Source organism: Pseudoxanthomonas sp. UC19_8 (assembly GCF_042700505.1).
GTDB classification, from domain to species: domain Bacteria; phylum Pseudomonadota; class Gammaproteobacteria; order Xanthomonadales; family Xanthomonadaceae; genus Pseudoxanthomonas_A; species Pseudoxanthomonas_A winnipegensis.
This window is the reverse complement of record NZ_CP170559.1, coordinates 1489505-1503842: the sequence shown is the minus strand read 5'-3', so window position 1 is coordinate 1503842 and position 14338 is coordinate 1489505. Positions and strand designations below refer to the sequence as shown.

16 protein-coding genes are annotated in these 14338 nt (G+C 68.9%); 10 read left to right on the top strand and 6 right to left on the bottom strand.

What is annotated here, in order from left to right; translation table 11 throughout:
- Window positions 1-22: 22 nt before the first annotated feature.
- The 6 genes from ACFJIT_RS06500 to ACFJIT_RS06475 form a co-directional block, all read right to left on the bottom strand.
- Window positions 23-1438 carry a deoxyribodipyrimidine photo-lyase gene (locus ACFJIT_RS06500; RefSeq protein WP_337052619.1) on the bottom strand — a complete coding sequence of 472 codons (1416 nt, stop codon included), beginning with the start codon at window positions 1436-1438 and terminating at the stop codon, window positions 23-25.
- An 81-nt stretch (window positions 1439-1519) separates the two neighbouring features.
- Complete coding sequence (locus ACFJIT_RS06495) at window positions 1520-2926, bottom strand: replicative DNA helicase (protein ID WP_165394507.1); 1407 nt, start codon at window positions 2924-2926, stop codon at window positions 1520-1522.
- A 740-nt stretch (window positions 2927-3666) separates the two neighbouring features.
- Window positions 3667-4116 carry a 50S ribosomal protein L9 gene (gene rplI, locus ACFJIT_RS06490; RefSeq protein ID WP_130518196.1) on the bottom strand — a complete coding sequence of 150 codons (450 nt, stop codon included), beginning with the start codon at window positions 4114-4116 and terminating at the stop codon, window positions 3667-3669.
- Between the two features lie 171 nt (window positions 4117-4287).
- Window positions 4288-4518 (bottom strand): 30S ribosomal protein S18, encoded by a 231-nt coding sequence (rpsR, locus tag ACFJIT_RS06485; RefSeq protein WP_093137332.1) that lies wholly within the window; start codon window positions 4516-4518, stop codon window positions 4288-4290.
- A 12-nt stretch (window positions 4519-4530) separates the two neighbouring features.
- Window positions 4531-4959, bottom strand: coding sequence for a 30S ribosomal protein S6 (gene rpsF, locus ACFJIT_RS06480; RefSeq protein WP_130522648.1), 429 nt, complete (start codon window positions 4957-4959; stop codon window positions 4531-4533).
- 263 nt (window positions 4960-5222) lie between these two features.
- The gene (locus ACFJIT_RS06475) at window positions 5223-5561 is read right to left on the bottom strand and encodes an iron-sulfur cluster assembly accessory protein (RefSeq protein WP_130531555.1); all 339 of its coding nucleotides are present in this window, start codon (window positions 5559-5561) and stop codon (window positions 5223-5225) included.
- 151 nt (window positions 5562-5712) lie between these two features.
- On the opposite strand from ACFJIT_RS06475, the gene asnS reads away from it, so the two are divergent.
- From asnS to ACFJIT_RS06425, 10 genes are all read left to right on the top strand, one after another.
- Complete coding sequence (gene asnS, locus ACFJIT_RS06470) at window positions 5713-7113, top strand: asparagine--tRNA ligase (protein ID WP_130522649.1); 1401 nt, start codon at window positions 5713-5715, stop codon at window positions 7111-7113.
- 5 nt (window positions 7114-7118) lie between these two features.
- Window positions 7119-7385: a hypothetical protein gene (locus ACFJIT_RS06465; protein WP_379655378.1), complete on the top strand. Its 267-nt coding sequence runs from the start codon at window positions 7119-7121 to the stop codon at window positions 7383-7385.
- Window positions 7382-7687: a hypothetical protein gene (locus ACFJIT_RS06460; protein ID WP_130518189.1), complete on the top strand. Its 306-nt coding sequence runs from the start codon at window positions 7382-7384 to the stop codon at window positions 7685-7687. Before ACFJIT_RS06465 ends, ACFJIT_RS06460 begins: the two co-directional genes overlap by 4 nt.
- The gene (locus ACFJIT_RS06455) at window positions 7684-7995 is read left to right on the top strand and encodes a hypothetical protein (protein WP_379655377.1); all 312 of its coding nucleotides are present in this window, start codon (window positions 7684-7686) and stop codon (window positions 7993-7995) included. The genes ACFJIT_RS06460 and ACFJIT_RS06455 overlap by 4 nt, the downstream gene beginning before the upstream one ends.
- Before the next feature lie 11 nt (window positions 7996-8006).
- Complete coding sequence (locus tag ACFJIT_RS06450) at window positions 8007-8645, top strand: FMN-binding negative transcriptional regulator (RefSeq protein ID WP_379655376.1); 639 nt, start codon at window positions 8007-8009, stop codon at window positions 8643-8645.
- A gap of 249 nt (window positions 8646-8894) precedes the next feature.
- Complete coding sequence (locus ACFJIT_RS06445; protein WP_379655375.1) at window positions 8895-9683, top strand: SDR family oxidoreductase; 789 nt, start codon at window positions 8895-8897, stop codon at window positions 9681-9683.
- Window positions 9684-9726: 43 nt separating this feature from the next.
- The gene (gene nei, locus ACFJIT_RS06440) at window positions 9727-10539 is read left to right on the top strand and encodes an endonuclease VIII (protein ID WP_379655374.1); all 813 of its coding nucleotides are present in this window, start codon (window positions 9727-9729) and stop codon (window positions 10537-10539) included.
- 275 nt (window positions 10540-10814) lie between these two features.
- A complete protein-coding gene (gene can, locus ACFJIT_RS06435) occupies window positions 10815-11480 on the top strand; it encodes a carbonate dehydratase (protein ID WP_130518179.1) in 666 nt (221 codons plus the stop codon).
- A gap of 30 nt (window positions 11481-11510) precedes the next feature.
- Complete coding sequence (locus ACFJIT_RS06430) at window positions 11511-12041, top strand: 3-hydroxyanthranilate 3,4-dioxygenase (RefSeq protein ID WP_379655373.1); 531 nt, start codon at window positions 11511-11513, stop codon at window positions 12039-12041.
- Between the two features lie 108 nt (window positions 12042-12149).
- Window positions 12150-14276 (top strand): FUSC family protein, encoded by a 2127-nt coding sequence (locus ACFJIT_RS06425; RefSeq protein ID WP_130522656.1) that lies wholly within the window; start codon window positions 12150-12152, stop codon window positions 14274-14276.
- Window positions 14277-14338 lie beyond the last annotated feature (62 nt).

Below are 14338 nucleotides of genomic sequence, written 5' to 3'. Positions count from 1 at the left end.
GCGGCGCGTAGTCCTGTCAGGTTCAACGCGTCGCCGCATACGCGGCCAGCGCGGCCTCGCGCCCTTCGGACAGATCCACCAGGGGCCGGCGCGGATACTCGGGCGCCAGGCGCTCAAGCAGGTCGGGCGACTCCCATGGCGCGAAGCGCGCCTGCAGCGGCAACGCTTCTAGTTCGGGCACCCAGCGGGTGATGTAGTGCGCCTTCGGATCGAACTTCTGCGCCTGGGTTACCGGATTGAAGATGCGGAAGTACGGCGAGGCGTCGGCGCCGGTGCCGGCCACCCATTGCCAGCCCAGCGTGTTGTTGGCCAGGTCCGCATCGACCAGCGTGTCCCAGAACCAGCGCGCCCCTTCCAGCCAGTGCACGCGCAGGTGCTTGGTCAGATAGCTGGCCACGAGCAGGCGCACGCGGTTGTGCATTACGCCGGTGTGCCACAGCTGACGCATGCCCGCATCGACGATGGGCACGCCGGTGCGACCGCGCTGCCACGCCTGCATCCGGCTGGCATCGGCCCTGGCCCACTGGAAGCCGTCGAAGCGCGGGTTGAGGTTGTCCTCGATCGTGTGCGGGAAGTGGTGCATCAGGTGATAGGCGAACTCGCGCCACACCAGCTGGCGGATGAAGCCGTCGATGTCGCGCTCCAGTTTGGCGCTGCGCACCTGCTCCAGCCGCGCGATCACCCGCCAGGGTGCGATCTCGCCGAAGTGCAGATGCGGCGACAGCTGCGAGGTGCCGGTCCGGTCCGGCAGGTCGCGCTGGTCCAGGTAGCCCGACAGCGCACCGTCGACGAAGACCTCCAGCGCCTCGTGCGCGCCGGCTTCGCCGGGCTGGTGCTGCGCCCAGAAGCCCGCATCCCAGCCCAGCCGCGGCTTGAGGCCGAGCGCGTCGACGCCGTCGCTGCCGATGCGCGCGGGCACCGACGGCAGCGTGCGCGGGGCGTCGTGCAGCGCACGCTGCGGCAGCGCGGCCAGCACGCTGCGGTAGTAAGGCGTGAACACCCTGTACGGCCCGCCGCTCTTGGTGGTCACGTCCCAGGGCTCGGCCAGCAGCGCGGCGTTGCAGCTGCGCGCATCGAAGCCCTGGTCCTTCAGCGCCTGCTTGATCGTGGCATCGCGCGCCTGGGTGGTCGGCTCGTACTTGCGGTTCCAGAACAGCGCCTGTGCCCCGCTCTGCGCGATCAGCGCCTCCAGCACGCGGCTGCTGTCGCCCTGGCGCACGACCAGGCGCGAGCCGCGTGCGTGCAGATCGGCACTCAGCGCCTTGAGCGAGCGGTGGCGCCAGGCGTTGGACGCCGCGCCGGGCGCCCAGCGGCCTTCCTCGTGCGGGGCGTGGATGTAGACCGGGATCGGATCGAAGCCGGCCTCCAGCGCCATGTGCAGGGCCGGATTGTCGGCCAGGCGCAGATCGTTGCGGAACCAGACCAGTGCGACGGGCATGCGGGCCTTGGGGCGGAAGGAGACGCCCGCGATGGTGCACGCCCGGCCGGCGCGGGGCGGTGAAGCCGCGCGCCGACGGGCTTACTCGAAGCTGCCCACCGAATCGTGCGCCAGATTGTCGAAGCGGGTGTACTCGCCGAAGAACTTCAGCTTGCACGAACCGGTCGGGCCGCCGCGGTGCTTGCCGATGATGATCTCGGCCAGGCCCTTGTCCGGCGAATTTTCCTTGTTGTAGTAGTCGTCGCGGTAGATGAACACGATCATGTCCGCGTCCTGCTCGATGGCGCCGGATTCGCGCAGGTCGGCCATCACCGGGCGCTTGTCGGTACGCGTTTCCAGCGAGCGGTTGAGCTGGGACAGGGCGATCACCGGCACGTTGAGTTCCTTGGCCAGGCCCTTGAGCGAGCGGCTGATCTCGGAGATCTCGGTGGCGCGGTTCTCGCTGTTGCCCGGCACGCTCATCAGCTGCAGGTAGTCGATCACGATCAGGCCCAGCTCGTGCTCGCGCTTGAGGCGGCGGCACTTGGAGCGCAGCACCTCGGGCGACAGGCCCGGGGTGTCGTCGATGAAGATCTTGGTCTCCTTGAGCATGCGGATGGCCGCGGTGACGCGGCTCCAGTCCTCGTCCTCCAGCTGGCCGTTGCGCAGGCGCTGGGCGTTGATTCGCCCGTTGGAGGAGATCAGGCGCAGGGCCAGCTGCGCCGAGGACATTTCCATCGAGAACACGGCCACGGCCTTCTTCGACTTGATCGCCGCGTACTCGGCGATGTTCAGCGCGAAGGTGGTCTTGCCCATGGCCGGACGCGCGGCCAGGATGATCAGGTCGGTCGGCTGCAGGCCGGCGGTCATGCCGTCGAACTCGGTATAGCCGGTGGGCAGGCCGGTGATGGTGCCGCCGTTGTTGTAGCGGTCCTGCAGCACCGAGAACGCGTCCTTCAACGCGTTGGGCATGGCCACGAAGTCGCTGCGCCCGCGCGCGCCGGCCTCGGCGATGGCGAACACCTTCTGCTCGGCCGCGGCCAGCAGTTCGGCGCTCTCGCGGCCTTCGGGCTGGAAGCCGTTGTTGACGATCTCGGTGCCCACGTCGATCAACTGGCGCATCACCGCCTTGTCGCGCACGATCTCGGCGTAGGCGGTGATGTTGGCGGCCGAGGGCGTGGAGCTGGCCAGTTCGATCAGGTAGGCGCCGCCGGCGATCAGGTCCGACTGGCCCTGCCCTTCGAACCATTCGCCCAGGGTCACCGCGTCGAACGGGCGGCTGCGCTCGGCCAGCTCGCTGATGGCGCGGTAGATCAGCTGGTGGTCGCGGCGGTAGAAGTCGTTCGGGGTGAGCTTGTCGTTGACCCGGTCGTAGGCATCGGGCACCAGCATCAGCCCGCCCAGGACGGCCTGCTCGGCCTCGATCGAGTGCGGGGGCATGCGCAGCTGTTCGATGCGCGTATCGGTGGGATCGTTGCGGAATTCGCGATCGCGACGGGGTGCAGCCATGGGTGTGAGGTCTCGAAGGGCGAACGCGCCAACGCGCGCGCCCATGTTAGTCAGCCGGCCGCTCGACCGGTATGCATAAGCCTGTGGACAAGTGGTGGAGAAGATGTGCGCTGCGCGTCTCATCGGCTGCGAGCGCGCGGTGTGGATCGAAGTGGCTTCTTCTCTAATCCGCGTGTGTCGGCGTCCTGAGTTCGGGGGGCAGCGTTGAGATTCAAGGCTTCGATTCGACAGAAGTCACGATCCATCGGCCGCCGGGCCTCGGCCCCGCCTGAACTGCTGAAGATGCTGGTGGCAACATTGCTTGTCTGGCCCCATGACCGTGGGAGCCGCCATGGCGGCGACGGGGCTTTCCCGGCAAAGCTTCATCGCGGCGCAGGCATTGCCGGTAGAGCCGCATCGCCGCCATGGCGGCCCCCACCTGTAGAGCGGAGCTTGCTCCGCTGCTTTTCGGCCCGATCATGAGGAAGCCCCAGCGGAGCAAGCTCCGCTCTACAGGCAGGCCGCTGAGATTTGTGGAGACAGTCGCTCCCACCGAAGCCACAGCACCCAAGAGCCACTGGTGCAAGCGGTGTGGTCGATCTTTCCCGAACCAGGATTGCGTTGGTCGTTGGGGGGCCGGACCGCTGACCTTCCGAAGTCCCACGCACGCACGTCGCGATCAACAACCCTTGCGAAGAAGATCCCCAACGAAAACGGGCGCCTCGCGGCGCCCGTCGTATCGAACCGCGTCGCCTGAAGGATCAGGCCTCGGCTTCGACCACCACCTTGACGGTGGTTTCCACGTCGGCGTGCAGCTTCAGCAGCACGTCGTACTCGCCGATGTTGCGCAGCGGGCCTTCGCCCATGACCACTTCGCTCTTTTCCAGCGGCAGGCCGGCGGCGGTGAAGGCCTCGGCGATGTCGCGCGGGCCGACCGAACCGAACAGCTTGCCTTCTGTCGAGGCGTTGGCCTTGACGGTGACGCTGGCGCCTTCGAACTTGCCGGCGCGGCCGGAGGCCTCGTCGTGGATGGCCTTGGCCTTGGCTTCGTACTCGGCGCGCTTGGCCTCGAACTCGGCCACGTTGGCGGCGGTCGCCGGCACGGCCTTGCCCTGCGGCACCAGGTAGTTGCGGCCGTAGCCCGGCTTGACGCTGACCTTGTCGCCCAGGACGCCCAGGTTGGTCACTTTCTGCAGGAGGATCAGATCCATTTCTTTGCTCCGTTATTCGTTAGCGGCGCAGGAGCGCCGCAACGGTTGCTGTCCGAATAGGACGGGTGTCGTTGAAGCAGTGGTGAGTAGAGAGGAGTGAGGAGCGAGCGACAGCCGAGGCTTTGCTCACTACGCACTCCCTGCGGCGCTAGCCGCCGCTCACTTCCGCACTCAGACGTCGTGGTTGTCGGTGTACGGGATCAGGGCCAGGAAACGGGCGCGCTTGACGGCCGTCTGCAGCTGGCGCTGGTAGCGCGCCTTGGTGCCGGTGACGCGGCTGGGGACGATCTTGCCGGTCTCGGTCAGGTACTGGCGCAGGGTGTTGAGATCCTTGTAGTCGATCTCCTTGACACCTTCGGCCGTGAACTTGCAGAACTTGCGGCGACGGAAGAACTTGGACATGGTCAGGGTTCCTTAGGCGGCTTCGGCGGAGTCGGAATCGTCGTCGGACTTGGCGGTGTCGCCTTCGTCGTCGCGACGGCGGCGCTCGCCGCGCTCGGGCTTGTCGCTCTTCTCGTCCTTGCTCTTCATGATGATCGACATCTCGGTGTCGGCCACGTCGCCGTCGCGCTTCATGATCAGGTGACGCAGGATGGCGTCATTGAAGCGGAAGGTCTCGGTCAGCTCGGCCAGGGTGGCCTGGTCGACTTCGACGTTCATCAGCACGTAGTGGGCCTTGACCAGGTTCTGGATCGGATAGGCCAGCTGACGGCGGCCCCAGTCTTCCAGACGCACGATCTTGCCGTTGCCGTTCTCGATGATGCCCTTGTAGCGCTCGACCATGGCCGGCACCTGCTCGCTCTGGTCCGGGTGGACCAGGAACACGATTTCGTAAAAACGCATTGTCGTTCCCTTTCGGATGATGGCCGAAGGCGCGATGCCGCCGGCCGGACAGCCCCCCGCCGATGCGGTGGAGCAAGAGCCCCGACGGCCTGGTGGCCGGCAGGGAGCAGGAAATTATGTCAGGTCAAGGGGTTGCGTGCAATCGCGCGGGGATCGGGCGCAATTCGGGCGGCTGCAGGCCGGCAGCCGGAGCCGGCATCAGGGCTGCGCAGGCAGCGTCAGCGACGCGCCTGCCCCCTGCCCCGTCTGGCGCTCCCTGAGCCTTAGGCCGCGTTCGCGTCGGTAGTGAAGCTCTCGCCGCAGCCGCATTCGGCCGTCGCATTGGGGTTGGCGAACAGGAACTCCTCGCCCAGCCCGCGCTTGCCGAAATCGATCCGGGTGCCGTCCACCAGCGGCAGGCTGTCGGCATCGACATAGATGCGCACGCCGTCCTGCTCGAACACGGTGTCGTCTTCGCGCTGTTCGCGGGCCAGGTCGGTCACATGGCCCCAGCCCGAGCAGCCGGTGCGGGTCACGCCGAAGCGCAGGCCCAGCGCGCCGGGCGTGGTCTGGACGAAGCGCTGGACGCGCTGGTGGGCGAGCGGCGTGAGAGTGATGGCCATGACGATGCCTGCGATGCTGCGGACCGGAATTATAAGGTGTGGGTGCGCCGCCGGCGGCCCCACGGAGCGAACGGAGCGTGCCCGCCGCGTGCGCCAACCGGTAGACTTGCGCGTTCATTCAGATCGAGCCGAACGGGCCGGGATTCAAGACATGACGGTGGTGAGCGTCGAACATGCGCTGGCGGGCAAGCTCCCGGCCGGCGGCGAGGTGACGGTACGCGGCTGGGTGCGCACGCGGCGCGACTCCAAGGCCGGCCTGTCCTTCGTCAACGTCAGCGACGGTTCGTGCTTCGCCCCCATTCAGGTCGTGGCGCCCAACACCCTGCCCAACTACGAGTCCGAGGTGAAGCACCTGACCGCCGGCTGCGCGGTGATCGCCACCGGCACCCTGGTGGCCTCGCAGGGCCAGGGCCAGCGCTTCGAGATCCAGGCCGAGTCGGTCGAGGTGGTCGGCTGGGTCGAGGATCCGGAGACCTATCCGATCCAGCCCAAGGCGCACTCGCTGGAGTTCCTGCGCGAGGTCGCGCACCTGCGCCCGCGCACCAACCTGTTCGGTGCGGTCACCCGCATCCGCAACTGCCTGGCCCAGGCGGTGCACCGCTTCTTCCACGAGAACGGCTTCAACTGGATCTCCACGCCGATCATCACCACCTCCGACGCCGAGGGCGCCGGGCAGATGTTCCGCGTCTCCACGCTGGACCTGGCCAATCTGCCGCGCAACGCCGCCGGCGAGGTGGACTTCGGCCGCGACTTCTTCGGCAAGGAGACCTTCCTGACCGTGTCGGGCCAGCTCAACGTCGAGGCCTACTGCCTGGCCCTGAGCAAGGTCTACACCTTCGGCCCGACCTTCCGCGCCGAGAACTCCAACACCACCCGACACCTGGCCGAGTTCTGGATGATCGAGCCGGAGATCGCCTTCGCCGACCTGGCCGAGGACGCGCGCCTGGCCGAAGAATTCCTCAAATACCTGTTCAAGGCCGTGCTCGACGAGCGCATGGACGATCTGAGCTTCATCGCCGAGCGCGTGGACAAGACCGCGATCAGCAAGCTGGAGGCGTTCATCAACGCACCGTTCGAACGCATCGACTACACCGATGCCATCGAGCTGCTGCGCAAGTCCGGCAAGAAGTTCGACTTCCCGGTCGAATGGGGCCTGGACCTGCAGACCGAGCACGAGCGCTGGCTGACCGAGGAGCACGTCGGCCGCCCGGTGGTGGTGACCAACTACCCCGAGCACATAAAGGCCTTCTACATGCGCCTGAACGACGACGGCCGGACCGTCGCGGCGATGGACGTGCTGGCCCCGGGCATCGGCGAGATCATCGGCGGCAGCCAGCGCGAGGAGCGCCTGGATGTGCTGGACGCGCGCATGGCCCAGTTCGGCCTGGATCCGTCGCACTACGGCTGGTATCGCGACTTCCGCCGCTACGGCACGGTGCCGCATGCCGGCTTCGGTCTGGGCTTCGAGCGCCTGGTGGTCTACGTCTGCGGCCTGTCCAACATCCGCGACGCGATCCCCTACCCGCGCGCGCCGGGCAACGCGGAGTTCTGAGCGCCATGCATGCGCAGCTGGTGGTGCAGGTGGCGACGTTCGTGGCCGGGTTCGCGGCCTTCGGCTTCGGCCTGGTCGGCATCGCCCGCAGCCTGCGCCTGCAGAAGCTGCTGATGGCCAAGCAGGAACAGGGGCTGGACGTGCGCGCCACCAAGGCCGACCCGCAGGTGCGCGCGGCGATGCAGAGCCTGCGCGCGCCGCTGCTGTGGGCCACGGTGCTGGCCGTGTGCTCGGTGGCGCTGCCCTCGCTGGCCCGACTGGTGCTGGCGTGATCCTGTTCTTCGCCCTGCTGTTCGTGGCCACGGCGATCGCCGGGTTCTGCGCCTTCGTGATCTTCTGGCCGCTGACCCTGATCCACGTGCGCGACCGCCATCCGCAGGTGGCCGAGGAACTGGGTCCGGGCGCCTTCATGAAACCCGCCGCGCTGGCCTGGCTGCTGCGCGGCACTTACCTGCAGCGCCGGGACGGCGCATTGAACGGCCTGGCCACGCCGGCGCGCATCGCCGCGCTGGTGATCGTGTGCGGCCTGGCCATGGCCGGGCTGCTGTGGCTGGCCTACGAGGTAGTGAAATGAACGAGACGACACGCGTCCAGTGGTGGCTGGCCACTCTGGGCCAGACCCTGATCTGGGCCCGGCTGCGGATCAAGGAGGCCGGCACCGCCGAGGTGCTGGATAGCGACGGCAATACGCTGGCCTACGACAGCGAGGACAGCGCCCGCGGGGCGCTGTTCGACGCCGAATTCGTCGCCTACGACGGTCTGGACGAGGAAGATGCGCTGCTGCGCGGCTTCTCGCTGCACGAGGTCATCCCGCCGCACGCCGACGACGATGCCGCGCTCAAGCCGATGATGGTGCAGCGGCTGGGCGGCGGGCACGCCTGAGCGAGGGCGGCATGTACACCCCGCGCGCCTTCGCGCAGACCGACCTGGCGCGGTTGGATGCGCTGATCGCGCGCGATGCCTTCATCACCCTGATCACGCAGCACGACGACGGCACGCCCGAGGTCAGCCATCTGCCGGTGCTCTACGCCCGCGACGGCGCGCGCATCGTGCTGGAAGGCCATTGGGCCAAGCCCAACCCGCAGGCACGCCACACGGGCAAGGCCCTGGCCATCGTCCACGGCCCGCACGCCTATGTCTCGCCTTCGGCATATCCGGACAAGGCGCAGGCCGCGCGGGTGCCGACCTGGAACTACGCTGTCGCCCATCTGCACGGCGTGCTCGAACGCGTCGAGGATACCGATGCCCTGGCCGACCTGGTCGACCGGCTCAGTGCGCATTACGAGGCCAGTGTCGGCCGCGACTGGCGCTTCGAGCACGACGATGCGCGCCTGATCCGGCAGCTGGCCGGCATCGTCGGCTTTCGGCTGGTGGTCGAGCGGGCCGAGCTGAAGTTCAAGCTCAGCCAGAACCATCCGCGCGCCAATCAGCAGGCGGTGATCGAGGATCTGGCCGCGCGTGACGATCCCGAGGCGCGCGAGGTTGCCGCGCTGATGCGTGGCGATGCAGGCCTGATCGATACCGCAGACTGACGAGGCGGCGCCCATCTGTAGAGCGGAGCTTGCTCCGCTGCCTTTCGGCCGGATCGTCGGCAAGCCGTAGAGCGGAGCTTGCTCCGCTGCCGTTCGGCTGGATCGTCGGCAAGCCGCAGCGGAGCAAGCTCCGCTCTACAAGGAGGTTGCGGCTTGATGTGAGAGCCGTTGCTTCCGCCAGGCAGAACGCGACGCCATAACACGCTTGGCGTCACAGTAACGCCCCGCGATCCGAATCGGAGTATTGCGATGGACCTGAACCTTTCCGGCCGCCATGCGCTGGTCTGCGGCGCCTCGGAGGGCATCGGCCGGGCCGCGGCGATCGAGCTGGCGCTGCTGGGCTGCGATGTCACCGTGCTGGCCAGGCGCCAGGCCATGCTGCAGCAGCTGGTGGCCGAGCTGCCCGTCGTGCGGGAAGGCCAGACGCATGGCTGGCTGTTCGGCGACGACGGCAAGACCGAGATGCTCTCCACCGATGTGGTCGGCCTGGCCGCGCGCAAGCCGGTGCACGTGCTGATCAACAACGGCGGCGGGCCGCCGGGCGGACGCGCCATCGACGCGGATCTGGAGGCCTACCTCACCGCCTTCCGCCACCACACCCTGGCCAACCATGTGCGCGTGCAGGCGGTGCTGCCCGGCATGCGCGCCGCCGGCTGGGGCCGCATCGTCAACGTGCTCTCGACCTCGGTGTACGAGCCGATCCCCAACCTGGGCGTGTCCAACACCATCCGCGCCTCGGTGGCCGGCTGGGCCAAGACGCTGTCGCGCGAGCTGGGGCCTGATGGCATCACCATCAACAACGTGCTGCCCGGCTTCACCTGCACCGCGCGCATGGACCACATCGTCCAGGACCGGATGCAGGCCAGCGGCCAGAGCGCCGAGCAGATCCTGGACGGCATCGCGCAGGGCGTGCCCGTGCGCCGCCTCGGCGAAGCGGCCGACATCGCCGCGGCCGTCGCTTTCCTCGCCAGCCCCGCCGCCGGCTACATCACCGGCGTCAGCCTGGCCGTGGACGGCGGCCGGCTGCAGTCGATCTAGCGTCTGCACGCGGCCACGACCCTTACCCTGATCGAATCCGCCCATGCCTGAAGGTCCCGAGATCCGTCGCGCCGCCGATCGCCTGTTCGAGGCGGTCGGCAACCAGCCCCTGGAGCAGGTGTGGTTCTACCCGCCTTCGCTCAAATCCAAGCAGCGCGGGCTGATCGGCGCGCGCATCACCGCCATCGAGACGCATGGCAAGGCGATGCTGACGCGTTTCGACAACGGCACCACGCTGTACACGCACAACCAGCTTTATGGGGTGTGGCGGATCGCCGAGGCCGGCGAACGGCCGGAGACCACCCGCAGCCTGCGCGTGGCGCTGGAGACGGCTGACAAGGCCATCCTGCTGTATTCGGCCTCGGACATCGCGCTGTGGAAGAACGCGGACCTGGCCCGCCATCCCTTCCTGTCCAAGCTCGGGCCGGACGTGCTGGACAAGCGCCTGACCGCGGCGGCGGTGGAGCAGCGGCTGCAGGAGCCGCGCTTCATGCGCATGTCGCTGGCCGCGCTGCTGCTGGACCAGGGCTTCCTGGCCGGGATGGGCAACTATTTGCGCTCGGAGGTGTTGTTCGAGGCCGGCATCGCGCCCACGCGCGATGCGGCGGGCTTGAACCCGGACGAGCGCCGGCTGCTGGCCAGGGCGCTGCTGGACGTGCCGCGCCGCAGCTATCGCAGCCGCGGCATCCGCAAGGCCGCAGGCATGCGCGCCGACTACCTGACCGATACGCCCGATGGCTTCGCCTTCAAGGTCTTCGACCGCGCCGGCGAGCCGTGCCTGGACTGCGGCACGCTGATCCGTCGCCGCGAGCTGGCGGGGCGGCGGCTGTACGACTGCGCGCATTGCCAGCGCTAGCGGCTGGTCCGGGATGAGCGCTGCCCTCGTGGCCTTTTGGCCAACGGCGGCCATCAGGCCTTCCCGAGAAAGCCCCCATCGCCGCCGTGGCGGCTTCCACCTGTAGAGCGGAGCTTGCTCCGCTGGGGCTTTCCCGATGACCCGACCGAAGCGCAGCGGAGCAAGCTCCGCTCTACAAGGCGGTCACGACTGGTCTGAGAGAGAGTTGTGGCCACCAAGCCTTGGGGCGTGAGTTCCATACCGTCTTCGCAAAGGCTTCTGCGATAATCGCGGGCATGAGCGATCTCAAAGACCTGCTGCGCAACAACCTGGACTGGGCCGACAGGGTCCGCAAGGACGATCCGGGCTTCTTCGAACGCCTGTCCAAGCAGCAGTCGCCGCGCTATCTGTGGATCGGCTGCTCCGATTCGCGCGTGCCTGCCAACCAGATCCTGGGGCTGGACCCGGGCGAGGTGTTCGTCCATCGCAACGTGGCCAACGTGGTGGTGCACAGCGACCTCAACTGCCTCTCGGCGGTGCAGTTCTCGGTCGATGTGCTCAAGGTCGAGCACATCCTGATCGTCGGCCACTACGGCTGCGGTGGCGTGCATGCCAGCATGACCGGGGCGCGGATGGGCCTGGTGGACAACTGGCTGCGGCATGTGGGCGACGTGGCCGGCAAGCACGCGGCGCGGCTGGAGCGGGTGGAGAACGAGGCCCTGCGCCACGCGCGCCTGTGCGAGCTCAACGTGATCGAACAGGTCGCCAACGTGTGCCATACCACGATCCTGCAGGATGCCTGGGCGCGCGGCCAGCAGGTGGCCGTGCACGGCTGGTGCTACAGCCTGTCCGACGGCCGCGTGCGCGAGCTGGGCATGGACGTGGCCGGGCCCGACGATCTGCAGCCGGCCTACGCGCGCGCCCTGGCGGCGATGCCGACCACCGGCAAGCGCGACGCCTAGCCTGCCCCGCCTCGTTCCCAGGAGTCCGCCATGCTGCCCGCCCCGCTCAACCTGCAGGCCTGGATCGAGGAACACCGCCACCTGCTCAGGCCGCCGGTCGGCAACAAGGTGATTTACGCCGGCGACTTCATCGTGATGGTGGTCGGCGGGCCGAACGCGCGCACCGACTACCACTACGACGAGGGGCCGGAGTGGTTCTACCAGCTCGAGGGGCAGATGGTGCTGCGCATCCAGGAGGATGGCGCGCCGCGCGATATCCCGATCGGCGCCGGCGAGATCTTCCTGCTGCCGCCGCGCGTGCCGCATTCACCGCAGCGCATGGAACACTCGGTCGGGCTGGTGATCGAGCGCCGCCGTCTGCCGGGTGAGCAGGATGGGCTGCTGTGGTTCTGCGAGCGCTGCAACCACAAGCTCTACGAAGAGTATTTCCCGCTGCGCAACATCGAGACCGACTTCCCGCCGGTGTTCGACCGCTTCTACGCCTCGCGCGAGCACCGCACCTGCCAGGCCTGTGGTCACCTCAACCCGGCGCCGACGCGCTATGTGATGCCGGATACGTGAGCAGGAGTGCGTGGTGCGGCGAGGAGTGAGCGGTAGCGGCTTAGGCCTCGCGCGCTTGCCTTCGCTTTACTCACTCCTCACGCCTTCGCGCTCACGCCTCGCCCCACCATGTCCCCGTTCCTGCGCAGCCTGATCCGCCTCAAGCCCCGCGATATTCCGGTGCGGGTGGCGCTGCGCAACTCCTTCGCCGTGTTCGCCTCGCTGGCCGGCGGGGTGTGGGCCGGCGAGCCGGCGATCGGCCTCGGCATGGCGATCGGCGCGCTGCAGACCATGTTCGCCGACCAGCCCGGCGCCTACGGGCTGCGCATGCGGCGCATGCTGATGACCGCCTCGATCGCCGGCCTGTCGGCGGCGGTCGGCATCCTGGTCGGCCAGCACCTGGCGCTGCTGGCGGTGGCGGTGTTCGCGGTGGGCTTCGCCGGCGGCCTGGTGGTGGCGCTGGGGCCGCTGGCCGCGCGCAACGGCCTGGCCAGCATGATCCTGCTGATGGTCTGCGCCAACATGGGCCTGTCGCCCGCGCAGGCGCCGGGCGTGGCCTTACTGATCTTCGCCGGCGGTCTGCTGCAGATGGTGATGGCGGTGGCCGCCTGGCCGCTGCAGCGCTACCGACCCGAGCGCTTCGCCCTGGCGACCATCCTGCAGCAGCTGGCCATCACCGCGCGCACCCGTCCCGACGCCAGTCAGCCCTCGCCCACCCTGCAGGCGGCGCAGGACACGCTGCTGTTGCTGCACGGCCAGCACCACACGCGCGGGGTGGCGCTGCAGTCGTTCCGCATCATGGCCGAGCTGTGCGAGCGCACCCGCATCGACCTGCTGGCACTGGCCGATGTGCATGCGCGCCTGGAGGACGCCAAGGCGCGCGAGCTGCTCGAGACCGTGCTCAAGCAGGCCGCCCTGGTGCTCGACCATCTGGCCGCGGCGCTGCGCGAGGCCGCCTCGCCGCAGCGCGCCGAGGGCGACGTGGCCCGGCTGCAGGCGCTGGTGCCGGCGGTCGAGGCCGCGCGCAAGCAGGCGGCCACGACCCGCGATCAGCGCCTGCTGCGCCTGGCCAGCGGCCGCGCCGCCGGGCTGGCCGGGCAGCTGCGTGCGCTGGTGCGCAACGGCTACTGGGCCAGCAGCCAGGGCCAGATCAACGCCCAGCAGGTCGAGGCGCGGCTGCCGCCTTCGATGCGGCCCAATTCGCCCTGGGTGACCCTGCGCGCCAACCTGACGCTGTCCTCGGCCGCGTTCCGCCACGCGCTGCGCTGCGCCACCGCGCTGATGGTCGCGCTGGTGCTGGAGAAGACGCTGAAGCTGCCGCACGGGACCTGGATCCCGATGACCACCGCGATCGTGCTCAAGCCCGATTTCGGCGGCACGCTGAGCTTCGGCGCCGGGCGCGTGGTCGGCACCCTGGCCGGGCTGGTGGTCGGCACGGCGCTGATCCACTACGCGATGGACGGCACGGTGGTGCGCCTGTTGCTGCTGTGGCTGTTCTGCTTCGGTTTCCGCCTGACCACGCAGATGAACTACGGCCTGGGCGTGGCCCTGCTGACCGGCATGCTGGTGATGCTGCTGTCCTTCGAGGGCTACGCGCCGGGCGAGGCGCTGAGCGCGCGCGTGGTCGCCACACTGATCGGCAGCGCGCTGGCGATGCTGACCTATGCGCTGTGGCCCACCTGGGAAGGCAAGCGCACCCGCACCGCGCTGGCGACGCTGCTGGAGGCCGATCAGCGGCACCTGAGCGCCCTGCTGGCCGGGCGCGTGGACGTGCTGGACGACACCCGCGTGGCCGCGCGCGCGGCGCGCACCAATGTGCAGGCTTCCATCGACCGGCTGCGCGCCGAGCCGCGCCGCCACGGCAACCGCGACGAGGCGCAGCTGGCCGAATCGCTGCTGGCCAACGCCACGCGCCTGATGCGCGCGCCGCTGACGCTGGAGGCCCAGCTGCGCGAGGGCGCCGCGCTGCCCGATCTGCCTGAGCTTGGCGCCTTCGCCCAGGCGCTGGATGCGGCCCTGGGCGCGCAGGTGCGCTATCTGCGCCAGACCGGCAAGTTCTCCGAGATCCCCACCCTGCGCCCGGACGAGCGCCGCCTGGCCGAGGCGGTGCCGCACGAGCAGGAGACCGCCTTCGCCCTGCTCGATGCGGCCGACCGCATCGCCGACAGCGTCGATACCGTCACCCACCTGCTACGCCGCCGCCATGCCCGGTCTTCTGCGGCCCCGGTCGCGGCGGCGGGCGGCGCGCCCGGGTAGACTCCGAGGCTTCGCCGCGCGCTCCGAGGCTGTCGGACGCCGGTGCTTCCTCGATTCGCTCA